Source organism: Spirosoma endophyticum, from assembly GCF_900112365.1.
Classification (GTDB): domain Bacteria; phylum Bacteroidota; class Bacteroidia; order Cytophagales; family Spirosomataceae; genus Spirosoma; species Spirosoma endophyticum.
In genome coordinates this window covers 235,465-261,199 of record NZ_FOLQ01000006.1, presented here as the reverse complement: position 1 = coordinate 261,199, position 25,735 = coordinate 235,465, and the positions used below count along the sequence as shown (strand labels likewise).

At 48.0% G+C, this 25,735-nt stretch carries 22 protein-coding genes; 10 read left to right on the top strand and 12 right to left on the bottom strand.

Annotated features, from left to right (window positions below; translation table 11 throughout):
• Positions 1 to 11: 11 nt before the first annotated feature.
• The 3 genes from BM202_RS17835 to BM202_RS17825 form a co-directional block, all read right to left on the bottom strand.
• A complete protein-coding gene (locus BM202_RS17835; RefSeq protein WP_093828511.1) occupies positions 12 to 1,694 on the bottom strand; it encodes an amidohydrolase in 1,683 nt (560 codons plus the stop codon).
• 147 nt (positions 1,695 to 1,841) lie between these two features.
• The gene (locus tag BM202_RS17830; RefSeq protein WP_093828509.1) at positions 1,842 to 3,272 is read right to left on the bottom strand and encodes a Gfo/Idh/MocA family protein; all 1,431 of its coding nucleotides are present in this window, start codon (positions 3,270 to 3,272) and stop codon (positions 1,842 to 1,844) included.
• A 151-nt stretch (positions 3,273 to 3,423) separates the two neighbouring features.
• Positions 3,424 to 3,879, bottom strand: coding sequence for a GTP cyclohydrolase II (locus BM202_RS17825; RefSeq protein ID WP_262507697.1), 456 nt, complete (start codon positions 3,877 to 3,879; stop codon positions 3,424 to 3,426).
• 253 nt (positions 3,880 to 4,132) lie between these two features.
• On the opposite strand from BM202_RS17825, the gene BM202_RS17820 reads away from it, so the two are divergent.
• The 3 genes from BM202_RS17820 (at position 4,133) to rodA (ending at position 8,625) form a co-directional block, all read left to right on the top strand.
• Positions 4,133 to 5,161: an SMP-30/gluconolactonase/LRE family protein gene (locus BM202_RS17820; protein ID WP_093828507.1), complete on the top strand. Its 1,029-nt coding sequence runs from the start codon at positions 4,133 to 4,135 to the stop codon at positions 5,159 to 5,161.
• 170 nt (positions 5,162 to 5,331) lie between these two features.
• A complete protein-coding gene (locus tag BM202_RS17815; RefSeq protein ID WP_093828505.1) occupies positions 5,332 to 7,311 on the top strand; it encodes a penicillin-binding transpeptidase domain-containing protein in 1,980 nt (659 codons plus the stop codon).
• A gap of 33 nt (positions 7,312 to 7,344) precedes the next feature.
• Complete coding sequence (gene rodA / locus BM202_RS17810) at positions 7,345 to 8,625, top strand: rod shape-determining protein RodA (RefSeq protein WP_093828503.1); 1,281 nt, start codon at positions 7,345 to 7,347, stop codon at positions 8,623 to 8,625.
• Between the two features lie 457 nt (positions 8,626 to 9,082).
• Here rodA and BM202_RS17800 read toward each other — a convergent pair whose 3' ends face one another.
• The 7 genes from BM202_RS17800 to BM202_RS17770 form a co-directional block, all read right to left on the bottom strand.
• A complete protein-coding gene (locus BM202_RS17800) occupies positions 9,083 to 9,442 on the bottom strand; it encodes a DsrE family protein (RefSeq protein ID WP_093828760.1) in 360 nt (119 codons plus the stop codon).
• Between the two features lie 125 nt (positions 9,443 to 9,567).
• Positions 9,568 to 9,738, bottom strand: coding sequence for a DUF1059 domain-containing protein (locus tag BM202_RS17795; RefSeq protein ID WP_093828501.1), 171 nt, complete (start codon positions 9,736 to 9,738; stop codon positions 9,568 to 9,570).
• A gap of 311 nt (positions 9,739 to 10,049) precedes the next feature.
• Positions 10,050 to 12,335 (bottom strand): NADP-dependent malic enzyme, encoded by a 2,286-nt coding sequence (locus BM202_RS17790; protein ID WP_093828499.1) that lies wholly within the window; start codon positions 12,333 to 12,335, stop codon positions 10,050 to 10,052.
• A gap of 223 nt (positions 12,336 to 12,558) precedes the next feature.
• Positions 12,559 to 13,620: a ferrochelatase gene (gene hemH, locus BM202_RS17785; protein WP_093828497.1), complete on the bottom strand. Its 1,062-nt coding sequence runs from the start codon at positions 13,618 to 13,620 to the stop codon at positions 12,559 to 12,561.
• Positions 13,621 to 13,728: 108 nt separating this feature from the next.
• Positions 13,729 to 14,514, bottom strand: coding sequence for a hypothetical protein (locus tag BM202_RS17780; RefSeq protein ID WP_093828495.1), 786 nt, complete (start codon positions 14,512 to 14,514; stop codon positions 13,729 to 13,731).
• A gap of 131 nt (positions 14,515 to 14,645) precedes the next feature.
• Complete coding sequence (locus tag BM202_RS17775; RefSeq protein WP_093828493.1) at positions 14,646 to 15,476, bottom strand: hypothetical protein; 831 nt, start codon at positions 15,474 to 15,476, stop codon at positions 14,646 to 14,648.
• A 73-nt stretch (positions 15,477 to 15,549) separates the two neighbouring features.
• The gene (locus tag BM202_RS17770) at positions 15,550 to 16,278 is read right to left on the bottom strand and encodes an NUDIX hydrolase (RefSeq protein ID WP_093828491.1); all 729 of its coding nucleotides are present in this window, start codon (positions 16,276 to 16,278) and stop codon (positions 15,550 to 15,552) included.
• A 164-nt stretch (positions 16,279 to 16,442) separates the two neighbouring features.
• Between BM202_RS17770 and BM202_RS17765 the strand changes: the two genes are divergently transcribed.
• Positions 16,443 to 18,068 carry a carboxylesterase/lipase family protein gene (locus BM202_RS17765; RefSeq protein WP_093828489.1) on the top strand — a complete coding sequence of 542 codons (1,626 nt, stop codon included), beginning with the start codon at positions 16,443 to 16,445 and terminating at the stop codon, positions 18,066 to 18,068.
• 58 nt (positions 18,069 to 18,126) lie between these two features.
• Here the strand turns inward: BM202_RS17765 and BM202_RS17760 are convergent, their stop codons facing one another.
• Positions 18,127 to 19,407, bottom strand: coding sequence for an NAD(P)/FAD-dependent oxidoreductase (locus BM202_RS17760; protein WP_143100708.1), 1,281 nt, complete (start codon positions 19,405 to 19,407; stop codon positions 18,127 to 18,129).
• A 220-nt stretch (positions 19,408 to 19,627) separates the two neighbouring features.
• Between BM202_RS17760 and BM202_RS17755 the strand changes: the two genes are divergently transcribed.
• The 6 genes from BM202_RS17755 to porG all read left to right on the top strand — a co-directional run bounded on the left by BM202_RS17755 (position 19,628) and on the right by porG (position 24,650).
• A complete protein-coding gene (locus BM202_RS17755; protein ID WP_093828487.1) occupies positions 19,628 to 20,248 on the top strand; it encodes an anthranilate synthase component II in 621 nt (206 codons plus the stop codon).
• A complete protein-coding gene (locus BM202_RS17750) occupies positions 20,245 to 21,048 on the top strand; it encodes an alpha/beta fold hydrolase (protein ID WP_093828485.1) in 804 nt (267 codons plus the stop codon). Before BM202_RS17755 ends, BM202_RS17750 begins: the two co-directional genes overlap by 4 nt.
• Positions 21,049 to 21,093: 45 nt before the next feature.
• Positions 21,094 to 21,762 carry a CBS domain-containing protein gene (locus BM202_RS17745; protein WP_093828483.1) on the top strand — a complete coding sequence of 223 codons (669 nt, stop codon included), beginning with the start codon at positions 21,094 to 21,096 and terminating at the stop codon, positions 21,760 to 21,762.
• 88 nt (positions 21,763 to 21,850) lie between these two features.
• The gene (locus tag BM202_RS17740; protein ID WP_093828481.1) at positions 21,851 to 22,726 is read left to right on the top strand and encodes an NAD kinase; all 876 of its coding nucleotides are present in this window, start codon (positions 21,851 to 21,853) and stop codon (positions 22,724 to 22,726) included.
• A 169-nt stretch (positions 22,727 to 22,895) separates the two neighbouring features.
• Entirely contained in the window at positions 22,896 to 23,900 is a 1,005-nt protein-coding gene (locus tag BM202_RS17735; protein WP_093828479.1) for a hypothetical protein, read from the top strand.
• Positions 23,901 to 23,978: 78 nt separating this feature from the next.
• A complete protein-coding gene (gene porG / locus BM202_RS17730) occupies positions 23,979 to 24,650 on the top strand; it encodes a type IX secretion system protein PorG (RefSeq protein ID WP_177236621.1) in 672 nt (223 codons plus the stop codon).
• 101 nt (positions 24,651 to 24,751) lie between these two features.
• Here porG and BM202_RS17725 read toward each other — a convergent pair whose 3' ends face one another.
• The gene (locus BM202_RS17725; protein ID WP_093828477.1) at positions 24,752 to 25,657 is read right to left on the bottom strand and encodes an SDR family oxidoreductase; all 906 of its coding nucleotides are present in this window, start codon (positions 25,655 to 25,657) and stop codon (positions 24,752 to 24,754) included.
• Positions 25,658 to 25,735: the final 78 nt, after the last annotated feature.

Here is a 25,735-nt window from a genome sequence, read left to right as displayed (position 1 = left end):
CAGTGATAAGATTATTTCCCCTTCGTCCCGGCCTGTTTTGTCAACTCAGCCCGTTGGTCGTCACGTAGCGTTGGGTATTTAATGCCGAGTTGTTCCAAGTACGTCTTGTACTTCGTTGGATCATAGTAAAACTTCTCCAGCCTGGGCTTGAATTCGGCCATTATCTTCTTGTTCAGGTAGACTGCCGGAAGTTCTTTCTTCGAAATCAAGGGGGTGTATTTCGTGTCTTTCGTTTGCTCGTCGTTAAAATACGCCTTTGCTTCCTGAATTATTTCGGGTTTCAACAGCATGTCCAGCAACGTCATGGCTTCGACTTTTGCACCCGCCACAACACCTTTGTGAGCAATGGGCGTGGCCATCGAAATCGCGTCCGACCAATGGTGACCCGGCAAGCCAGGAATGTTTGAGGGATAAAGCAGCACAACCGTTGGCACGACCCACGATATGTCGGATATATCATCGGAGCCGCCGGTCAGTGGCACCATGGATTGCCCACCCATCATAACCGTGGGAGCTGTCGGAACAGGGGTGCCAATGGTATCTAATTTTATAGCTAGCCCTTCTCGTTTAGGCGATTGTAGTTCTTTCTGCGTAGCCTTCGCCAGCATCTGATCTTCAGCTGACCAGGTTGGTAAACCAATTTGTTTGATGTTGTCGTACATCACCGAGGCTATCGGTTTGTTAAAATGCCCCGGCCAGGCCGACCCCAGAATTTCGTAAGTAAACTTCGTATCGGTCATTAAGGCAGCCCCTTCGGCTACCTTAATGCCGGTTTCAAAGAGTTTTACGATTTTAGGATATGACCGTTCCCGGAAATAATACCAAACCGATGCTTTCGAGGGTACTACGTTCGGTTGGTCTCCCCCATCCGATACAACGTAGTGGGAACGTTGGGTTAGTTCCAAGTGTTCGCGCCGGTAATTCCAGCCGACATTCATTAACTCAACGGCATCGAGCGCACTACGTCCGCGCCACGGGGCAGCCGCTGCGTGAGCGGCCTGGCCTTCAAACGAGAACTTGGCCGAGATCATACCGTTATAGCCCGCATCGCCATAGGAAACACTGAGATTGTCGGCTACATGTGTGAAAATACAGGCGTCTACATCTTTAAAATAGCCATCCCGAACGTAAAATGCCTTCGTGCCAAGAAGCTCCTCAGCTACGCCCGGCCAGAGCATCAACGTACCGGATAACTTATTTTTCTCCATAAGCTGCTTTACCGACAGAGCCGCGACGATGTTAAGTGCCTGACCTGAATTGTGACCTTCACCATGGCCCGGAGCGCCCTCTACAATCGGGTCTTTGTAGGCCACACCGGGTTTTTGACTGGCTTTGGGAATGCAGTCTATATCGGAGCCAATAGCAATGACGGGCTTCCCCGACCCCCACGTAGCAATCCAGGCCGTGGGCACTCCGGCAATGCCTTTTTGGATCGTGAAGCCTTCTTTCTCAAGTAGCGTAGTCAAGTATTTAAATGACTCTTCTTCCTGGAAACCAAGCTCCGAAAAACTAAACAGCATATCATTGATCTGCTGCGCCTGATCTTTCCGCTGCTCCACTGCCTTGATGGCTTCCTGCTTTAACTGATCGAGCTTGCCCGGCTGTTTTTTTGCAGACTTTGCCTCTTTAGGCTGCGCCATCAATAAAGCTGGCACAAGAAGGAATGTAATAAAGATAGATATATAGTATTTCATGGAAAATATGAAATTTAATTCTGATATAATAGCTTTAGCCGGTATAAATATATTGTATAACTTGAATAGTTTGTAGTAAATAAAAAAAGAGCCAGTACCAATTTATGGTCTGACTCTCTTTTTTTATGCTATCTACTAAGGTTGCTGCTACGTAGTCGTCATGATTTTCATATTGATTGGGTCCCAGCTATATGGTTTTTTCTGGAAATAGCTCAGATTCCCACACTGCGTTGGACCACAGGCACGTAGACCGAACGTAGCATCTTCTACGTTTGGGGTGTTCTGGCGTATCGAACTGAAGAAATTGACAAAGTGCTCGTAGCGGTCGCCTTTATATTCTTTTGGAAACGAATATTTAAACTCCTTAGGACCGTCGAGTTCGGGATGTGGTGGATACAATTTGTTGTATTCCGCAATGAATAATTCCTTCTGATCTTTCGGGAAGTTATCAATCGACATGCCCGGAGCCTTGGGGAATTTATTCCGGTGAACGGTCAGGCTATCGAAGCCGAGCGACAGGTCACCTTCTGTACCTACAATCCGTACCAGATAATTGCCACCGCCACCATCAACAAAGTTAGAACGAGTCGTCAGGTTAAATTCCGGGTGCTCTGCTGTTTTTGGGTAATCGTAGATACTCAGTTGAATATCAGGAACATCACGTCCATCTTTCCAGTATCGAGTGCCGCCGGTTGAGTACACACGGGTTGGCCCTTTGGAGCCGGTAATGCAGTGAAGCGACGTGAGCAGGTGAACGTATAGATCACCGGCGATACCGGTTCCGTAGTCCCGGTAATTCCGCCACCGGAAAAAGCGGAGTGGGTCCCAGGGGCGTTTTGGCGCACTACCCAGATACGTATCCCAGTCGACCGTTTGCGGAGAAGCATCGGGCGGAATTGAATATTGCCAGGCGCCCATCGCACTGTGGCGATCGTAGATGGCTTCGGCAAACACAAGCTCGCCAATGTCTCCGGCTTTCAACAGTTCACGCGCTTTGGCAATCAGGAGCGAGCTGGCAAACTGGCTACCTACCTGAAAAACTTTGCCGGTTTCTTTCGCTACTTTAATAAGCGTATGGCCATCTTCAACTTTCTGAACCATAGGCTTTTCGCAGTATACGTGCTTGCCTTTGTGCATCGCATCCGACGAAATTTTTTCGTGCCAATGGTCGGTCGTACCATTGATAATCGCATCGACATCGGAGCGCTCCAAAATCTCCCGGTAATCTTTAGTAACTGGAAGCTGATCGCCCCAAAGCTCTTTAGCCCGACGCAGCCGTCCGTCATACAAATCGCAGGCAGCTACCATTTCGACACCATTGACCATCAGTGCCGTTTGCGTATCACCGATACCCATGCCGCCCGTACCGATCAGAGCGATACGTACCTTATCGTTGGCCGCAGTGCTGCTGTGGCTTTTAACCAGATTCAGGTATTGGGGTAGGGGAGAACTGGTTTCGGCAAGTGCCGCTGGCGCTGCGGCAGCGGCCGTACCAGCAATGCCAAGCGTCTTCAGAAACGTCCGTCGGGAATTTGTTGCGTTGTTCTCCGACGAACCCGCCTGTTTGTTGTCGTTCATGGAAAGAGTTTAATTGGGAATTGGGAAAATCCAGCTAAAAATAAGTTAAAATTTAGAGAAATGAGGTGCTATATACCCTGAAAATGCTTGCGCTATCTAGTAATCATACCTTTGGCAAAGTTTGAAACTTTGTCGAAGGTTAAAGGGCTCATTACAGTTTCGTGGGTTTAATACCAACCACATTAATTCCATGTTGGGTAAGCGTTTCCACTTTGTTGATATTATTGGTCAGCATTCGTACTGATTTAACACCAATTTCATTCAGGATGTCGGCGGCTTGGGTGTAGTCTCTCGCATCCCGCTTAAAGCCCACTGCTTCGTAGGCCTCGGCTTGTGCTACACCCTTCCGTTTATAGTCGACGCTTTTTAACAGGGCAAAATGACCATTTCCTTTACCTTCCTGCTCTAACCAGATAATAATGCCTTTGCCTGCTTCCTGAATGAGCTGTTGAGATATTTCCATTTGTTCCCGGCAATCGCACTCGATGCTGTTGAAGTGATGGCCAAAAATGCAGGAAGAATGCACGCGGCATAGTACATCTTCTTCCCCGGCTACATCGCCCATAATTAAGGCAAACGATTCTTTTTGCCCGTTGTAAAAGAGTATTTAATGTTACTCTCCAAATTTAGTTTTGAGGTTTCCCTCAGCCATTTTAACGATCATAGTACGCTCTTTTTGATTAGTGAAGGCTGATGTCTGGACGTAGCGCATAAACCAACACGAATATAATTTACCCTGAATGTAATGTCCAGGTTCACTTTTGGAGCGGTAGGTCAGGTTTCGTGATATGGCTAAGGTAAATTCCTGAGGATCTTACTTTTTGTTCCTAAATGCTGGTTAAACCCGCAAATCCAAACCCATGAAAACGAAATCTATTTTGCTGGCTGGTTGGCTAGGTATAACGCTTACGTCAGCCATAGCCCAAACGACGAATTATCCGACCATTGGGCAGGTGATTCGGGTCGACCCGCGACTGGACAAACTTATTCCCAAAGAAGCCAAAATAGAGGTTCTGGCCAGCGGATTTACCTGGTCTGAAGGGCCGATCTGGATCAGGAAGGGAAATTACCTGCTTTTCTCCGACGTACCGGAAAACACAATTTTCAAATGGACGGAAAAAGAAGGCGCCAAGCCGTTTTTGACACCATCGGGCTACACTGGCCTGGGCGAGTACGGGGGGGAGCGAGGCTCCAATGGCCTGACGATCGACACGAAGGGGCGGCTTATTTCCTGTGAACATGGCGACAAGCGCGTAACAGCCATGCCCCTGGACGGCAGCGGTGGCAAGCGAACCCTGGCCGATAACTACAATGGCAAGCGGTTTTGTAGCCCCAACGACGTAGTGGCCCACTCGAACGGCAGCTACTACTTCACCGATCCACCGTATGGGATGCGTAAAGGTGAAAATGACCCGGATCGCGAAACAGACGGTTATGGCGTATACCGTATTGCTCCCGAACGTAACGGAGTCCCAGGCCAAGTGTCGATCGTCGTGAGTGACCTGACTCGACCCAATGGCGTAGCCCTCTCGCCCGATGAGAAACTACTCTACGTCGCTCAATCAGACCCTAAGAATCCGGTTTTGATGGTCTATCCCTTGCAGGCTGACGGATCAGTTGGAAAGGGACGTATCGTTTTTGGACCTGATGCGATGAAAAAGCAGGGATTTGAAGGTGGTTTTGATGGCATGAAGACCGACCGCGACGGTAATTTGTGGGTAACTGGTGCCAATGGCTTACTGGTCTTATCGGCCGCCGGGGAATTTCTGGGCCATATTAAAATTGGTAATTCAACGGCCAACTGTGCCTGGGGCGATGATGGCTCCACGCTTTATATTACCGCCGACATGTATCTCTGTCGAATCAGGACAACGGCTAAAGGATGGTGATATTTAAGGATGAACTATGAATGATAAATGATACACAAAAAATAGGATAAAACAGATACGAACTATCATCCATAATTTATCATTCATAATTCATCACTACTACGTTAGTTCATCGTTATTAGACTAACTTTGTAGAGAGTACATCGCTTGAATTTAAGGAATTTATTCTCATGTTAGAGAATCGTAAGTGGGTCATTATCGGAGTTTTCTGCATAGTTGGCCTTTTATATCTGGCCCGATTGTTCTATTTGCAGGTCCTCGATGATACCTATTCATTAGGAGCATCGAAGAACTCGATTAAGCGGGTAATCGAAATACCCTATCGAGGTCAGATATATGACCGAAACAATAAACTTCTTGTTGACAATACGCCTGTTTACGACTTGTACGTAACGCCCAAACAGGCCCGAATTTCGGATACGCTGGCGTTCTGTCAGTTAATGAATCTGACCAAATCCGACTTTGATAGCATCATGGGACTGGCTAAAAACTATTCGTTAGTGAAGCCATCGTTGTTCATGCGCCGACTATCGAAAGAGGATTTTGCCCGGATTCAGGATGCACTGGTAGACTTTCGGGGTTTTAAGCCAATGATCAGTTCGGTGCGGTCTTATCCGGGCCATACGCTTGCGAATGCACTGGGTTACATTAGCGAAATCAGCCGCAAGAAGCTCGATGAGCAGGAGTATCCTTACTACCGGCAGGGCGACTATATTGGGCAAAACGGGCTGGAAGAGCAATACGAAGAACAATTGCGGGGTCGGCGGGGCGTCAAATTCATCATGCAGAACGTACACGGTGTCAATAAGGGATCGTGGAAAGATGGTGCTTTCGATACGTTGGCCGTTGCTGGTAAAAACCTGATTACGGGCATCGACTCTGACCTGCAACGATTTGCGGATAGCCTGATGCAGCACAAAGTAGGTGCCATTGTGGCCGTTGATCCTTCCACAGGCGAAATCCTGGCATCCGTGTCAGCGCCAACGTACGATCCGAGTCTGCTATCGACCCGGGTCTTCTCGAAAAATTATCGGGAGCTGATCAAAAATCCTTACAAGCCACTTATTAACCGGCCTATCATGGCGAGCTATCGGCCCGGCTCGACCTTTAAATTGATTCAGGCCCTGGTCGCGCAACAGGATGGTACGTTGCTGCCGCAGACAGTATACGGCCACGCAGGTTCGCCCATGCGGTGCCACTGCCGGGGGGGGAATGATCTGCGTGGGGCGATTGGTAATTCCTGCAACCCGTATTTCTATCAGGTATTTCGGAAAATGCTCTACAACAACGCCGAAAAAAATACATTCAAGGCATCGGCGGTGGGATTGGCAAAGTGGCATGAGCGGGTTGAAAAATTTGGTATTGGGCAGCGGCTTGGCGTCGATCTGCCGAGTGAACTACGCGGTAATCTGCCCGACGTACCGTATTACGACAAAATGTATCACGGAGCGAATCGCTGGAAATTTTCCTATGTTTCGTCGCTTAGTATCGGCGAGGGTGAGCTGCTGATCAGTCCGTTGAAATTAGTCAATCTGGCGGCTTCCATTGCCAATCGGGGGTGGTTCATCACACCTCATTACATAAAAGGCTTCGGTAAGCCAGGGGAGAATGTACCGGCAGAATACCTGGAACGTCACGACACGGGCGTTGAGCGTCAATATTTCCTGCCAGTTATCGACGGAATGCGTCGGGCCGTACTAAGTGGTAGCGCGAAATCGGCTAATATTTATGGCATTGACATGTGCGGTAAAACCGGTACGTCGCAGAATGCCAAATACGGGCATAAGTTTGATCACTCCATTTTTGTTGGCTTCGCGCCCATGAACGACCCCAAAATTGCCGTCGTCGCATTCGTTGAAAATGCTGGTTGGGGGGGCGATGTGGCCGCACCGATTGCTGCTTTGGTTGCCGAGCGTTTTATCAAAGGGAAAACGGATTCCAAGCATTTAGCAGCCCGGCTTATGGCGGCCAGCTATCTGCCTCCAATTGCTGGCGTACCAGCCCCTCGAAAAGCCGTGCCGATGAAAAAAGATACAACCCGGTACCTCGATACCACAAGAATACCAACGCCCAAGGCAATTGCGCCTAAACCACTTATGACCGCCAACCAGCGCCAGAGCACGCCAATGGCGGGTGCGGGTGGTATTTAATCTTCGTTTATCCGATTTTGACATCTAGTAACAATGGCGCGCCGTAACGATCCTTTTGCGCAACCAATCGACTGGCTCACGCTTTTATTATACCTCGGCTGTGTAACAATAGGCTGGCTGAATGTCTACGCGGCTGTGTATAGTCCTGAGGACCAAACCAGCCTCTTCGATATGTCGACCAATGCCGGGAAGCAGTTGATGTGGATTGGCACGACAGTCATTCTGATTATCTGTATTCTTGTCGTCAATCATACATTTTTCGATACGTTCGCTTTCGTCTTCTACGGTGTTATGATTGCCATGCTGCTACTCGTTTTGGTGGCGGGTGCAAACATCAATGGATCGCGGTCGTGGATTAAGTTTGGCGGTTTTCAGCTTCAGCCGGCAGAGTTCGCAAAAATGGCTACGGCCCTGGCTTTAGCCAAGTATCTGGACATACCGGGCGTTAGTCTGAATAAGCAAAAGGACCTGCTCTACATTGGAGCCATCATTGTGCTGCCCTGTATTCTGATTCTGGCTTCCAACGAAACGGGCTCTACGCTGGTATTTGCCTCGTTTGTAATCATGCTTTATCGCGAAGGATTGCCCGGCTGGATTCCGGCCATCGGCATTGCGGCCGTCGCTTTATTAATCCTGGCGTTAATATTTTCCAAGCTGTATATCTTCATTGGCATCGTTGTTCTTATCGGTATCGTTATCCTGCTTATGCCCCGGTACAATCGCACGATAAACAACCTGTTATCGATGGGGATCGTTGCCATTGTTATGATGGTGTATGTGGCGGGAGTCGATTTTTTTGTGAACGATGTCCTACAAAAACACCAGCGCAACCGTATCAAAGTACTCGTTGACCCAACTATTGATCCGTTGGGTGTTGGCTGGAACGTAACGCAGGCTAAAATTGCGATCGGCTCGGGACGGTTATACGGGAAAGGGTTTCTGGAAGGAACACAAACCAAACTCGACTTCGTGCCCGAGCAAAGTACCGACTTTATCTTCTGCACCATCGGTGAAGAACACGGCTTTCTGGGTAGTTTCGTGATCATTGCTCTCTTTGTCGGACTGCTTACCCGCATTGTCATTCTGGCCGAGAAGCAACGTACTAAATTTGCGCGGGTGTATGGCTACTGCGTGGCGGGAATTATATTTTTCCACCTCATGATCAATATCGGTATGACCATCGGCCTGATGCCTGTTATTGGTATTCCGTTGCCGTTTTTTAGCTACGGGGGTTCATCGCTCTGGTCATTTTCGATTCTCCTGTTTATCTTCCTCAAACTCGACTCCCGCCGATCATCCCTGATGCGTAGGTAGATTTGTAGTTGAATTTTGGCGGTACGTTAGGTGAAAGCTATTTCTTACGTTAATCTTTCGACTGAATTACCCGATAGTCTTTGTAATTCTTTTCTATGATTGAGTCCTTGAATAACTTAAACTATTCGTTGCCTTTTTGGGGCCCATACTCTTTCGTCAGAAATGATTCAATGCCGTAATCAGCGCTAAACAGCTAGGCGTATGAGCTATCAGCTACTAGCTTGGTGGGGTGCATGACGCGTGTTTGTTTAGATATATTCTGCTTTGCCGCCGATAAATTCTTAGCACCAAGCCAGAAAATTTCATGGATAATGCGCTCGTATTGAGCACACTTGTTCGCTTTAACTGGATACGAAATCACCCAGACGCTCTCATTCTGCTTGGCAGTGGTGTAGACGGTTTGACTTATACTTGGCGCGCTTATTGAGGCAAGCAGAAACTATAGTCCTGTGAAAAATCAGTACGTAAACATCCGGTCACTATCGGTAGCGAGCCTGACTAATACGGTAGGCATGGCGAATTCGGCAGGCTTCCCCGTAATGTCAGCATCTGTTATGTTACGCGCTTTCGAAGACATGCCTGATAAATAGAACTTACCGCCTGCCTTGGCAATGGCCTCATAATGTTCCCTCAGTTTGCCTGTCCCCAACCCCACTACTTTATCCATTTCGGTGTCTTTGAGCAAGGTAACAGCATCGCCCGCCAGAAAAAGTGAGACAGTATGTCCTTCATCGAGAGCCGTTTTTGCTACCAGAAAACCTAAAGCCGCTTTTGTGGCATTTTCCGGGCCACACGTAATGTGGATAAGGAATTTCATCTTTTTCGCGTTCGCAGTAGAAACAGTGGTTGTGGATGTCTGTGCGTAAGTTGTAACACCCATGAAGAAGTACCCGAGAACGATCAGTAAATGTCTTTTGCTTGTCATACTACGTTGCCAGGCTGTTATACGTCGTGAATCAGAGGCTTTATCTGCTCGGCCATCTCTGGTGTGACCGTTACCTGATGAACCTCTTGGGCATGTTGGGCGGCTATTTGTAACACGTCAGATTCGCTTTCAGCTTTAACAACAGCAGGGCAGTCGAAACCCAGGTCTTTGCAGTGTAGTTCTTTCATGGTAATAAAATTTTTTAGTAAATGATTTTTGAATAGCTCGTAAATGTGAGAAATTATTTACTGGTGATGAATAGGTATTTTTACTGATTTATTTAATGGTAACTTTTTTAGATAACTGTCTAGTAATTAGGCTTGTTGAAATGAATAAATGAATACTGTTTCAAGTAGTATTATCTGTAATTCTGCTACAATTTTTCTAATAAAAAGGGCGTTCAGATTGAGAACTCATAAAATGGTTCTCAATCTGAACGCCCTTTTTATTCGTGATTTTATCTGGTCCGTAACCAGCCTCCCTACGTTGTAACTCTCACCTAACTCACTCCCTGCGCTTCGACCACGGCAATGGCCACCATATTGACAATTTCCCGTTCTGATGAGCCAAGTTGTAGTACGTAAACAGGCTTGCGCATACCTAATAAAATTGGGCCAATCGCGTCGAAACCCACCGAACGTGGTCCGGCGGCTTCCCGCATCAGGTTGTACGCGATATTAGCCGCTGACAGATTCGGGAAAATGAGCGTGTTAGCGCCTTCGTCTACCAACTTGCTAAGCGGATAATTCTGGCGTAGTAAGTCCACATTGAAGGCTAAGTGTGCCTGCATCGAGCCATCTACGACCATCTCAGGATGTTTCTTTTGTAGGATCTCAGTGGCCTGCTGCATTTTATCAGCGTCTTCCCCTTTAGCGCTGCCAAAATTGGAATAGGTCACCAGAGCGATGCGCGGTTTGATATTGAAGCGCTCAACCGTTCGTGCCGTCAGTTCCGTAATCTCGACAATCTCTTCGGCCGTAGGATTCATGTTGACCGTTGTGTCGGAGAAGAATAGCGGGCCCCGGTTGGTCAGCAAAATGTACATCCCCGCCACTTTCTGCACGCCCGGCTCTTTACCAATAACCTGCAACGCAGGCCGGATGGTGTCGGGATAGTTCTGCGTCAACCCTGAAATCAGCGCGTCGGCCTGACCGGTTTCAACCATCATAGCGCCAAAGTAATTGCGCTGAAGCATTCGTTTTCGGGCTTCGATAGCACTCACGCCTTTGCGATGTCGGTTTTTATAAAATAAATCGCCAAACTGATCGACAAGTGCATGCTGCTCCGCCGAACGCGGATCGATGATAGCGACATCCGCAAGATCCAGATTATTCTGGGTGATCATGTCTTGAATCATGGCTATTTCACCCAGCAAAATGGGCTGCGCAATCCCCTCATCTTTTACTTGCTGGGCCGCCTTAAGTACTTTCAAGTTTTCGGCGTCGGCAAAAACGACCCGTTTTGGATTCGTTCGGGCCTTATTATTAATCACCCGTGAGATTCGCGTGTCCTGTCCCAACCGCCGGGCCAGCTGACTTTCGTAGGCGTCCCAGTCGGTGATTGGCTGCTTCGCTACGCCCGATTCCATCGCGGCTTTTGCCACGGCTGGAGCCACCGAGACTAGCAAACGAGGATCAACGGGTTTAGGAATGATGTAGCCACGCCCAAACATTAGGTTATCTGTTCCGTACGCCATGTTGACCAGATCAGGAACGGGTTTCTTCGCCATATCGGCCAGGGCTTTTACGGCCGCCAGCTTCATGGCTTCATTGATTTCGGTAGCGCGCACGTCGAGCGCTCCCCGAAAAATGTAGGGGAAACCCAGTACGTTGTTGACCTGATTTGGGTAGTCAGATCGACCCGTTGCCATAATAATATCGGGGCGGGCTGCAATGGCGTCTTCGTAGCTGATTTCGGGCGTGGGGTTGGCCATCGCAAACACGATCGGATTTTCAGCCATCGAACGTACCATGTCCTGGCTCACCGTATTACCTTTCGATAAACCGACAAATACGTCGGCACCAACGAATGCTTCTTCGAGCGTGTGCAGGTCGCGGGACGTAGCGAAAAGGGATTTACGTTCATCAAGATCGGTACGATCCGCGCGGATAACGCCCTTGCTGTCGCACATCACTACGTTGTCGACGTTGGCACCTAGAGACACATACAATTTCGTACACGAAATGGCTGATGCCCCCGCGCCGTTTATCAGAATCTTTGCTTCCTGAATGTTCTTGCCAACGATTTCGAGCGCGTTCAGCAGGGCAGCCGCGGAGATGATGGCCGTACCGTGCTGGTCATCATGCATGATGGGAATATTCAGTTCGGCTTTTAGCCGCTCCTCAATCTCGAAGCATTCTGGTGCTTTGATGTCTTCCAGATTTACGCCCCCAAATGTTGGCTGCAGAATTTTTACCATTCTGACAAACTCATCGACATTTTTGGTATCTAACTCAATGTCAAATACATCAATATCTGCGTAAATCTTAAACAGTAACCCTTTGCCTTCCATAACGGGCTTGCTGGCTTCGGGGCCAATGTCGCCCAGGCCCAGCACGGCCGTTCCATTACTGATCACGGCGACCAGATTTCCCTTGGCTGTATATTTATAAACGTCTTCGCGATTGGCAGCAATGGCTAAACAAGGCTCAGCTACGCCCGGCGAATACGCCAGTGATAAATCGGCCTGCGTACTGTAATCTTTGGTGGGAATAACTTCGAGTTTGCCCGGACGCCCTTTCGCGTGATATTCAAGGGCATCTTCACGACGTATCTTTTGTTGCATAAATTGATGATGTAATTACATTTTTTCGCTGGCAATTTAGGTAGAGTTCCTTAATAACCGTAGGGTAATTACTCACTCAATTTATACTAAAAAGAACTGGCTGGCGCGAATCACTATCCGCGCCAGCCAGTTCTTCATTACTCAATGGGCAATTCTAATTAATCACTGCATAGTGATAGCTTACTAATTATCAGTTATTTGCCTAATGAGAGAGTGATCTCTACTAGGCCGTCTTTACCAGGTCAACCAGTGTTTCGATCCAGATCGGGCTGTCGTTTAGGCTTTCGACCAACTGCCAGTGTTTGCCGCCAGCCTGCTCAAACAATTCTTTGTATTCTACGCCAACTTCAATCGTCGTTTCCAGACAATCTGCGACGAATGCAGGCGAAAATGCCAGTACGCTCTTAATGCCATTAGACGGGAATTCCTTAATGACCTCGTCGGTATAGGGTTTAATCCACGGGTCGCTGCCAAGGCGCGATTGAAACGAAGTCGTGTATTTTCCTTCGGGAATGCCTAAAGCTTCGACCAGCAGGCGCGTCGTTTCAAAGCATTGTGCCCGATAGCAATGTTGATTCAGCGCATTGAACGTATTGCAACAATCACCAAACTGACAGACTGTTTTCGTTACATCACCTTTACGAATCTGTCTTTCGGGCAATCCGTGGTAGCTGAACAGAAAGTGATCGTAATCATAAGCCGCCATGTATTTGCGGGCAATCTGTGCGAATCCTTCGATGAATTTCGGATGCTCCAGAAAACGGTTGACAAACCGAATGGCTGGAATTACGTTCCAATCTTTAACAATATCCATCACTTTCGCATATACTGAGCCAGTTGAGGCTGACGCATATTGCGGAAAAAACGGTACGACGATAATGTTAGTCAGGCCAAGTTGCTGGAATTCGTTCAGACCTGCATCAATGCTGGGGCTTTGGTAGCGCATCGCTAATTTCACTACGTAGTCATCGCCCAGCTCTTTTTGCAATTCTTTCTCAACGACTTGTCCATAGTACTTCAACGGCGAACCCGTTTCGGTCCAGAGCTGCTTGTAAATTTTTGCTGATTTAGGGGCGCGAAACGGAGCAATAACGCCATTGACGAGCAGTGAACGCTGAACGAGCGGAATGTCGATAACCCGACCATCCATCAAAAATTCACGCAGGTATTTACGTACGTCGGGTACAGATGGACTATCGGGGGTGCCAAGGTTGACGATTAAAACGCCCGTTTTACCAACTACTTTTGTTTGGGCAACGGGGGATTGTAAAACAGCTACTTCCATGAAGGAGAAAACAGTGATTTTAACGAGTTAGTTTGTTACGGTTTTAGGTTTGCAATGTTGAGCGCACGGTTTTAATTCAACGGCTTTCGTAAGCTGAAAGCCGTACACTCACTTTGCCTGTGGATATCGGCTCAAGTCGGTTCGGGTGAAATCGCTGAAAACTTCACCTGGTAAACCTGTAAAGACCCTAATATCGGTTAGGTCGCGTCCACCCCGGCCACTGGAGAGCAGAATACCACCATGTTGCTGATAATCGTCCCAGGGCAACGTGAAAAGGGGGGACTGGTCGGTAATTTTGGGATAGCGAGCCCACTGCGTTACCAGCCTTGATTTCTTATCTACCCATATTTTATACTTATTGCCGGGCATGCTACTGCCGCTTTTGAACGTCATTTGAAGCACATCGGCGGGTTTGCCTAATTGCGTAATCTCATCGCCCAGGTATTTGAGTGTTACGCCCGGTTCTTTAAGCCTGAAGGGCATCAGAAGCCAGTATGAGTCATTAATCCAGTTTTGCTTGCCTTGTTTAACGTATTTAGCCACTGAATCCGGATCGGTCAGTTCATCGCCGTTACGGAAAACACGCCCTTTGTCATTGTTGATATTCAGTAGGATTGTCTGGTCATCGTGAAGATTATCGATTCGAACATCACCCGACCATTTGTCCCAGACGAACTTCCGTACGCCAGCAAACGTCCAGGTAATCAACTGGGTTTCATTCCACGATTCCCGCCCGCCCATCGCATTCATCACAGCATCGGCAATCTGTACGGCACGTGTATCTGAACCCGCTATATCGAAGCCCGATGTGGGCGAATTCGTTAGTTTGGTAGACTGAGCAAGGCCAGTCAGTCCGTTGAGCAGTAAAAACAAAAAAAGTTGAGGTATTTTCATAGGATAAGGCCAGAGGTTCTGTCAGTTAGCATAGAACAAGGCCTGATTTTGTTTGGTTTGGCCGTGACTGGAATTATCTCGATTTTGTTAGAATAGTGTCATTCAATCAACCAAAGCGCAGCTAATTTAACTTATTTACTACGTTTTCGCGCGGCTCGTTTTGCGCGCTCCAATTGTCGATACGTATCACTAAATTCATGACCCGTTGCCATTGCATTGGATAAGGCCGGAACGCCCGGTCGTCCTACCACAGCTAACCAGCGCGTGACCTCTTCGGCTGCTGTTTGGTAGGCCAGCATCGTATGGAAGGAATCGCCACCGAAAAAGTCACGGGTAGTTTCTAGGTCAGCCAGTTTGAGCATAGGATGTTGCGGGAACAGCACCCAATCATCCTCACCAGCGGTCGAAAGCGCTTGCTGCAAACTATCCGGCTTATCCCATACCGCCGGATTCGTGAAGCGATAATCGACCATTAAGGCCAGCCCTTCGTTGAACCACTGTGGAATCTGACGTTTAACGCGCCACCAGCCCAGGCGGGCAAATAATTCGTCGTGGCAGAGTTCGTGCGCAATCACGTCGGGGTTATTGCCATCCGGGCCCAGCACCAGGTAAGACGTGCCCCAGGGCGTTCCCAAACTACATCCGGCCCCTTCACCCCCCGCGCAATATTGTTCGTAATCAGCTTGAATTGGGCAGTAAATCAACGTAGCACGACCGCGTCGATCGCCCCAAAAACGGTGGATGCGGTCATGAGCGACACGGACGTGTTGTTGGAGTTTTGCCTGTTGAGACGCCGTAGCTGTGCGACTGACGTATGTTTCGCTACCAGGAGCAAGACGATGGAAATCCGCTGATTGTCTGACGTACATACACCGAAGTACTTGTGGGTAAAGCAGCAAAGCCCCAATTGGCAAGGCAATCAGCAAGGGAAGTACGTAACGGCGCAATACGTTTACACGCATGAAAAATCAACGGATCGGGTAAGCGGTTTATTTGTTTTGACGGCTGCGGCTGACCGTCCAGTGTTCAAAATTATTAGTTAGAAACGAATCGGTATAGATACGGGGCCTTATGAGCTCCCCCGCTGAATTTCTTGTCGAGACGTTCTAAAATCCCCAGACTGAGCATCTTGCGTTGAAATCCCGATCGATGCAATGGCTGATCCAAAATCGTTTCGTAAAGACATTGCAGATCGGCCATGGTAAATGTATCAGATAGGAGATTAAAACCAATCAGTTTCCGGTCAAGATCGGTTCGAAGCGTTTCCAGTGCTTTTTGAACAATCGTCTGGTGATCCAGCATTAATGCGGGAAGGCTAGCTAGATCATACCACTCGCAACTGTCCGATAAGGGATCGGGAATGGGTACTGCTTTTGTGAAATCAATCAGGGCGTAATAGCCAACCGAAACAAACCGACGTAGCAACCAATGGTTTTCGTCAGGAACAATGCCTTTAGCTTCCATAATGGCTCGCATAGGGGCCGGATCGTGGCGGCTTCGATCGCCAAAAACGTAAAATTGTTCCAGAAAAATATCATACAAACCCGTTCGTTCGGCCAGCACCCGGCGGGCTGCATCGTTCAGATTTTCGGTTTCCTGAATAAATCCAGCCGGTAGCGCCAGTAAGTCTGTATTTCGGTATGACAGCAGCAGAATTTTCAACTGGTTCTGATGAAACCCAAAAATCACGAAGTCAATAGCCAGACCTGGCAGAAAGCCTGCACCATCTGGACTGATTTCTTCGGGGATTGGCTGATTGCTCATTCGATTAAAATTTAGGCGCAAGTAACAAAAATTTTGGTGGTCTCAATTTAAGTTTTGATTATTGTATCAATTTGTGACAATAATCAAACTAATTCCGTATTTACCCCGCAAACGTAGTGTTGGGTGGTTGTCAATACGTTTCCTTTCCCCTAAAAAAAATGGCAATGAAAACTCTTTTTATGCTTTCGGTACTGACTGTTCAACTGGCCCATGTGGCCGTTGCCCAAACCGCTCCTCAGGCCAAAACAGTCAACGGTGTTGTTGAAGGTGTTACAGAATCGAGCGGAATTCGCGCGTTTAAAGGCATCCCTTTTGGTCAACCGCCCGTCAATGATTTACGCTGGAAAGAACCCCAGCCGGTTAAAAACTGGCAGGGTGTTCGCAAAGCAGACAAGTTTGGGCCACGCGCCATGCAACGGGCTGTTTTTGGCGACATGGGTTTCCGATCAAACGGCATGAGTGAAGACTGTCTGTACCTGAATGTATGGACGCCTGCAAAATCAGCCAATGAAAAACTGCCGGTGTTAGTTTATTTCTACGGTGGCGGATTTATTGCGGGTGATGGTTCAGAAGCGCGCTACGATGGTGAAAGCATGGCCCAGAAAGGCATTGTAGCCCTTACGGTAAACTATCGGCTCGGCGTATTTGGCTTTATGGCCCACCCTGAACTAACAAAGGAGTCTCCGCATCACGCGTCGGGTAATTATGGTCTGATGGATCAGACGGCCGCACTACGTTGGGTAAAACAGAATATTGCTGCCTTTGGTGGTGATCCGAACAAAGTAACTATCGCTGGTGAATCGGCTGGATCTGTGGCCGTAAGTGCCCAAATGGTATCTCCGCTGGCGAAAGATCTTTTTGCGGCTGCCATTGGTGAAAGTGGTTCACTGCTAGGTGGCATGTCACCTAACTCACTTGCCACCGCAGAACAGAGCGGTGTTACGTTTGCAACGGGTCTGGATGCAAAATCGTTGGCGGATTTGCGGGCGATGCCAGCCGAAAAAGTGCTCGAGGCCACTGCGAAACCGGGTGTTCCCTGGTTCACCTCTACCATTGATGGGTATTTCCTGCCTAAAGCTCCGACGGCAATTTTTGCGGCTGGTGAGCAGGCTCACGTACCCTTGCTGGCTGGCTGGAACTCGCAGGAAATGGGCCCAAATGCAATATTGGGCAAAGAACAGCCAACGCCAGAGAATTATGCAAGTGCCGTCAAAAAACTATACGGCGAACGTGCCGATGAAGTGTTGAAACTCTATCCCGCTACAAACGAAGAGGAGGTTTTGAACTCAGCAATGGATCTGGCCAGCGATCGGTTCCTGGCGTTCAGTACCTGGAAATGGGCTGATATGCAGATTAAAACGGGTGGCGGCAAGCCGGTCTATCGCTACTATTATTCTCGTCCGCGTCCATCCATGACCGCTGAAATGGGCAATGCAACCGCCGGATTAGCCGGTGGCGTTGTGAAGGGAGGGGATACACCCGCCAGCAAAATACCACCAGCTCGCGGTGCCGTGCACTCGGCTGAAATTGAATATGCTATGGGAAATCTGGCCAGTAATAAAACGTACGCCTGGACTCCCGATGACTACAAGGTTTCAAAAGTTATGCAGGAGTACTTTGCCAATTTCATTAAAACCCACAACCCAAATGGTCCGGGTTTACCAAAGTGGCCAGCAGCGAACAGTGGGAGTAGCGTTCAGTATATGCAGATCGACGTGAATACCCGCCTTGAAACGGAAAAAAATCGGGCACGTTACCTGTTCCTTGATACGTATAATACGAAGCAGTAATTTGAGTTTATTCGTTTACCAACTTCCCGAAAGATTAAATCTTTCGGGAAGTTCTTTTTTACTGGCTACTGATCATCTCCGCAACTTCCCGGCCTGTTTGTATGGCAGCATTGAGCGAGGGGTAAGCCGTTTGGTCACCACATTGGTAGAGTGAATCGCTCAGTTTTAGGGGGTGACGAAGCGCATTTGAACCCGCTTGAATGGGGGCATAAGCGGGCAGGGCATGAGGAATATGATACGTCCGCAAATGCCGCCATTGTTGCACCTCACTACCGAACCAGCCCGTTAATTCCTGTCGGATCTGTTGAGTTAAAACGGGTTCATTCACTAGTTCCAGACTTTGTGTGCTAACGGAAATGAGCGTCTGCCCGGCCGGTGCATAGTCAGGAGCTACGTCACTAAGAATAGCTACGTTATGCACTGCCGAACTGCGGTGTGTATTGAGTAATAGTAGTTTCTGAGCCGGGTTCGATTTGGGCGAGTTTGATGCAGCAAAATACGTACAGGTTGTATGATTAAACGATTGTTCAGTAGGAGCAGGATTTCCCAGCAACGTAGCGGCCTGGGCTGCATCGACGGCCAGCACAATAGTCCCCGCCCTAATCGTCTCTCCATTGGCTAACTGAACTGTGTTGTCCGAAATTTTTCCAACTGGACTATTAAGCCGAATTTGTTCCGGCGATAACCGACTGGCTAGCTGATTCGCAATAACGCCAATACCCCGCGCAGGTACGGCGGCATCACCCGAGAAGAACATACGAAAGCAAAACTCGAAGAAATTACTCGAGGTTATAAGCGCATCTTCCAGAAACACACCCCCAAAAAATGGCCGAAAGAATCGTTCTATGATCTGGTCTGAGAAGCCATATTCCCGCAGAAATGCTAACGTAGTAGTGGGTGTTTGCTGAAACAGTTCGCTAATTGGCAAGCCCTGAGTTCGGCGCATCAGTTCGGCAATCCGCAGTTTATCGCCCAAGGTTCCAACAGAAGACCCAATCATTCGAAAGACAGAAAGTGGCTCCTGTAATGGATTCAGCACCGTTATCCATTCATCCCGCTCCCGAATGAGCGCGCCAGAACGAAAGGTGCGTAGATCGAGCGCTGCGTAGTTGAGCAACCGTTGCGCTTCGGGATAGGCCGTCAACAGAATCTGAAAGCCCCGATCGAGTTGGAAACCGTCGACGGTATCGGTGCGGACACGCCCACCCACACCATCGGCTGCTTCGAGCACAAGAGCATGAATCCCAGCTTGTTTGAGGTAAACGGCGCAGGCTAGACCAGCCATACCGGCACCAATAATAACAACGGGTGAATCCAGATTGGGCAAATCCGTAACCATGTCAGCGATGAGTTGAGTTTATGAATAAACGTCAAATTTAACCGCTACGCCGACCTATCAATAAGTTCGTTATTCATTACGTGGTACTTTTTTTATAAATTTTGACTATTTCTAAGTTTGTGAAAAATTAATGTTCTGATAATCAGATCCTATTAATTACGTGTTATTGCTTTTTTTTAGAAAGTATTAATTTTGCCCGCATGATTTGCGTTATGGCTGTATGAACCTGTTGGTCGTCGATAATTTCGATTCATTCACCTACATGCTGGTTGATTATTTACAGCAGGCAGGTGCTACGTGTCGCGTCGTGCGAAACAATGAATCGTTCGCTGATCTGATCAACGAACCTGTCGATGCCGTTGTGCTGTCGCCAGGTCCGGGTGTACCGAAACAGGCTGGCCGGCTCATGGATGCTATTCACTATTACCATCAGCGTGTGCCCATGCTGGGTATTTGTTTGGGGCATCAGGCGCTGGGCGAATTTTTTGGGGCATCATTGATCCGGGCCGAACGACCCATGCACGGGAAGGTATCGACAATTCGGACCGAAATTGACGATGTGTTGTGGCAGGGCTTGCCGACAGAATTTGATGTAACGCGCTATCATTCATTGGTGCTAACAGATCTGCCATCTAATGAATTAGTGAGATTGGCTCTAACGGAACAGGATGAGGTAATGGCCATCCGCCACCAGACATTGCCGATATGGGGCGTGCAGTTTCATCCCGAAGCGGCTCTTACCCAGTATGGATTGAAGCTTATCGAGAACTGGATTGATTTTGTATTGTTTACTTATAAAAAAAACGACCTAACCACAACCTTAACCGCGCAATACGTATGAGCTATCACATTCGGGAAGAAGCGGGTTTCCGCTACGTAGATGAAGGTCAGGGCGAAGTGCTGCTGTTACTGCATGGCCTGTTTGGTGCCCTCAGTAATTGGGACAGTGTTATCAACACCTTTTCGGACCGATACCGGGTGGTGATTCCCTTGCTGCCTATTTACGAAATGCCTATCCGTCAGGCTAGTCTGGAGGGGTTGGTGGCCTACATTGAAAAATTCGTTGCTCAGAAATCCCTTCACGACATGACGCTGCTTGGCAACTCGCTGGGTGGTCATTTAGCTATTCTTTATGCGTTTAAAAACCCCGAGCAGGCCCGCCGATTGGTGTTGACAGGAAGCTCTGGGCTGTTCGAGAATGGCATGGGTGGATCGTTTCCAAAGCGGGGCAGCTATGATTACATCGCCGAGCGTGTGGCCTATACCTTTTATGATCCGAAAGTCGCGTCCAAAGACTTGATTGACGAGGTATTTGAGATTACGAGCAGCATCCCCAAGTGCATGAGCATCGTGGCTATTGCGAAGTCGGCCCAACGAAATAACGTAGCAAAAGACCTTTACCGAATTCAAGTGCCGACGCTACTGGTGTGGGGATTGAACGATACCATTACGCCGGCTGAGGTAGGACATGAGTTTAATCGGTTGATTGCCAATTCAGAACTGCACTTTATTGATAAGTGCTGCCATGCACCGATGATGGAACGTCCTGAGCAATTTAATGCGTTGCTTGATAGCTGGCTTGTCCGGCATCCTGTTTTCAGTGAAGAGTTATCCGAGAACAGTTTTGAAACTATGACTTAATTTGTGTATTTTTCTGCCAAACAGGTTTTTTTAACATTACTAAGTATGCTGGCCGCCGAACTAATAGATCCTATGCTGCCGTCCCTAAAGCCAACCGACCTGGTCGGACAGGCCCTGGAGTGGATGGAGGAACACCGCGTCGGGCAACTCGTGCTGACCGATCAGGGCGATTATCGGGGCATTGTTAGCGAAGAGTTGCTACTGGACGTTGCCGATGACGAACGCCCTTTAAGTGACGTAATGCGCCTGTTTGAAAAGACGTATGTGCAGGAAGATCAGCATCTGTTCGAGGTGTTAGGACTTGTCATCCAGCATCATATGGAGGTAGTTGCGGTAACCAGTGCAGAGCGGATATTTAGTGGAACCATTTCCGTTAATGAACTGCTCAAACAGTTTGCGCAGGAACTAGGCGTACAGGAAGTGGGTGCCATTCTGATTCTGAACATGAATGAGCGCGATTACTCATTATCTGAAATCAGCCGTCTGGTTGAATCGAATAACGTCAAGATTGTAAGTAGTTTCTTTTCCAGCGCGGCCTACGGCCAGCCCGACCGCTCCCGCCTGACGCTCAAGCTGAATCGACGCGATATTACACGGGTCATCTCAACGCTCGAACGTTTCGGTTATCACATTGAAGCAGCTTTTGCCAATGCCCCTGTCGAAAATATTGACCAGGATCGGCTCGACTCGTTGCTTCGTTATTTAAATACATAGGATAGTCGACAGTTGACAGTCGATAGTCATCAGTGAATATTGATACCGGGACTATCGACAAATGACTATCGACTAACGACTTCTCTTTATGAAAATCGCCATTCACGGGCGCAACTTCCCCGAATCGGCTCGTCCATATATCCAGTCCATGTTTGAGGAACTGGCCAGACGGCAAGCTGAATTAATCATCTCCAAAGGGTATCGTGAGTATCTGGATAATGCAGGCGTAGCGCATTACAGCCAGGCTACCTACACTATTGAGGAAGGTGTTACAGATGCCGACTTTATCTTTAGTCTGGGGGGCGATGGCACGTTGCTTGACGCCGTTACGCATGTAGGTGTCCGGCAGATTCCCATCATCGGTATTAACATCGGGCGGTTGGGTTTTCTGGCTACGGTCGCCCCGGCATCAGTGCGCCTAATGATTGATGCTCTTTTCAGTGATCAATATAGCATTGATGAACGCGTATTGGTAAGCGTTCGGTCGAGCCAGGATATTTTTGGAAACCTGCCTTTCGGCCTCAATGATTTTACGATAACACGTACGCAGACCTCATCGATGATCACCGTGCATACGTATCTCGATGGCGAATTTCTGAACTCTTATTGGGCCGATGGTATAATTATTTCAACACCCTCCGGCTCTACAGGCTATTCGCTCAGCTGCGGAGGTCCCGTGCTGCTGCCTCAAACGAATAACTTTATTATTACGCCCATTAGTCCGCACAACCTTAACGTGCGACCTATGATCGTAATGGATAGTTGTCAATTGTCCTTTGAAGTTGAGAGTCGTAGTGGCAATTTTTTGGCTGCCCTGGATTCCCGGTCATTTACAGTTGAGACGGCCGTCAGGATCAGCGTTCAGAAAGAAGCGTTCAAGGCCAGGCTGGTGAAACTCAGCGATGATAATTTCCTCAATACGCTACGTAGCAAACTTAACTGGGGGTGGGATATACGCAATTAAAAAGCGTAGATAGCTAAAGTTTTACCACTTGGTATGGCTTGTTTTAGGGCTCATATGTCCTTATAGAAGATAAATTTTACGGTATAGGGCCAATAAAAGCCACGGCCCTACCGTTTCGGAATTGGCTGGTTTACGAGCCAGTCAAGGTTGATTCACGTACTTCACGAATATGAATAAGCATAAGCAGTTGGTGATGAGTGTTGCGGCAGTTTGTCTGCTGATGGGCCAGGTTACGGAAAGCTCGGGGCAACGGCGACCGAATACGAATTTTGTTCCATATTCATCGGTGACGTTTGGAGGTGGTACGTCTACTTATTTTGGTAATCTGGCTGGATATCGTACCGGCTTAAAATCATTATTTACGTTGCCCCGATGGAATCTTGGGCTGGGCTATACGCGTCAGTTCACGCCCCATTTTGCCGCTCGTGCTATGTTTACTTGGGCGCGGATTACGGGCGATGATTATACATATACTAAAAATAATGTTGAAGAATATCTCTTTTTATATGCACGTAACCTACATTTTCGTAATGACTTAAAAGAGTTTGCTGTTACGGGTATATATAATTTCAAGGAAGATGGACGCAACCCCAATGCTAGAGCGAAATTTACTCCCTATTTATTTGGGGGCATAGCCCTATTGGCACATAGCCCTGAGGCCCGCACTCCGGTCACCACGGAGCCGGGTAGTCAACAATGGGTTAAACTTCAACCATTGCATACAGAAGGACAAGGGCAACCTGGTTTTGCTAAGCCGTATTCGCTGGTAACGATTTCTATACCGTTTGGTGTTGGTGCGCGATATAAACTTAACGATAGCTTTAATATAGGGGCCGAAATTGGTTTTCGATATTCGTTTACGGACTATCTTGATGACGTAGGTGATGGTACTTATGCTGATAAAGCGACACAACAGGGTGTAGCGACGGTCATGACAGATAGGAGGCTTGAGGAGTTTGCGGCTCGTACTAAAAATGCCCCTGAGCGTTATAGCATACTACGAAGCTTATATGACAATGGTACGGCTGAGCAAAAGGCGAATATCGCTGATGCATTGAATTCATCAGTACGTAGTATAAAGGGAATCTTGAACTTGAAAGATAGCTACTTATTGACCCAGTTTACAATTCAGTACATTATTCCGTATAAAATCAAGTGCCCACCCATTAAATAAACGCATGGTAATCAGAGAAGTGACTGGTCTACTAGAGAATCAGACACTTTCTGCTGACTGCATACTATTACCTGATTTATGTCTCACTATAGAATCAACATAGCCCGGCTGGTGATAGCCGGGCTTTTTATCAGTTTTAGTACGCAGGCTCAGAAAATGGAAGTAGGCGGAGGCCTGGGCGGGATGCTCTGTAAAGGCGACGTTTCGCCGACACTCAATCCCCGATTTTATCGACCAGCGGGGAACCTGTTTTTCCGTTATAATGCCACCCGTTCATTTTCAATGCGGGCAGGAGTCGCCATTGGTGGTTTGCGTGGTGAAGATCGGATTAGTGGCGATCCTTTTCAGCAGGCACGGGACTACTCGTATCGTACGAGTCTCAATGAAGTAACGGTAGATTTTGAATATAATTTTTTCAATTATAAACCACAGCCAAAAGTAAAAAACTGGTCACCCTACATATTTGGCGGAGTAGGAATCGTCAACTTTAGTAATGCCGTTATCAAGGCGCGTGGTATGCTTGCGTTCCCCTTGGGCATAGGCATAAAATATGAAATAAAACGGCCGTGGAGCGTTGGCGTGGAGTTTGGTACCCGCTTCACAAACAACGATTATTTAGATGGATTGGGTGATAGGACATTTGGTGTAACCAACAGTAAGTTAGGACAAGGCAACCCCGGCTTGAATGACAGTTATACCTATACAGCGCTGACGGTGAGTTATACATTTTATAAGATCTTCTGCCCGTAATAGAGCGCCCAACTGCATAAAAAACAAAAAGACTTGCAGAAATACCATCTACAAGTCTTTTTGTTTTTTATGCTTTCTTATAGATTCGGCAACGTATCATTTCAGGAAAAAGCCGGGGTGTAGTCTTGAGTGAACGTAGCAAAAGTGCGTGGCGAATTACCTGTAACAGCCTGGACATCTGGCGTAACGAACGAAGCCTCATTTCGACTATAATGTGCATAATCTTCCAACAAGCCGTCGGCTTGCCAGATTGGAAAACCCACTCCAAGTAAGGCGCTCCGCATGGCTTCTGATGGAACGTCTATAAATGTAACTTGCCGATTTAGTGATACGGATAACGCGTCGGCCATATCTTTGTGGGTTAATGCCTGCGGCCCCGTTAGCGTATAAGTTTTACCCTCATGTCCCGATTTAGTAAGTGCCGCAACAGCTACGTCCGCAATATCTCGAATGTCGATGGCACTGATCCGGGCATCGCCAATGGCCGCGAAGAACTTCCCCTGTTCAATAATCGAGTCTTTGAACCCCAGTAATCCTTGCATAAACAAATTAGGGCGTAGGAACGTAAAGTCCATTCCCGATTCTCGAATGGCCTCTTCAACAACGGAATGATAGCGGAGAAACCGTACCGGCGATCCCTTGTCAGCGGCTAACTGGGATAACTTTACAAGATACCGCACCCCTGCCTTTTGCGCTTGTTTCACAAAGCTAAGTTGCTGAGATTTGGCTTGTTCTGAGGAGTTTGTTAACAGGAACGCTCGCTCTATGCCCATTAGAGCCTGAGCCAGCGACGTAGCATCGTTGAAGTCGCCTATCACTACATCGGCCCCGGCTAATGTGGCGAATTTCTCTGCATCTTTGGGCGAGCGGACCATGGCACGAAACGGGATGCCACGCTGCGATAGAAGTTGGGTAAGCGCTGTACCAATGCTGCCCGTTGCTCCCGTAATGAGCAGGGTAGGGTTTTTAGCTATTGGCTGTGAAACGGAGTTCGTTGTGATAGTCATATGCTTGTCGTTTAGTGGCTCGCTACAGGTTCATTTAATTGAATGAGCAAAATTGGGTTGACCGTAGTGAGCCTAAAA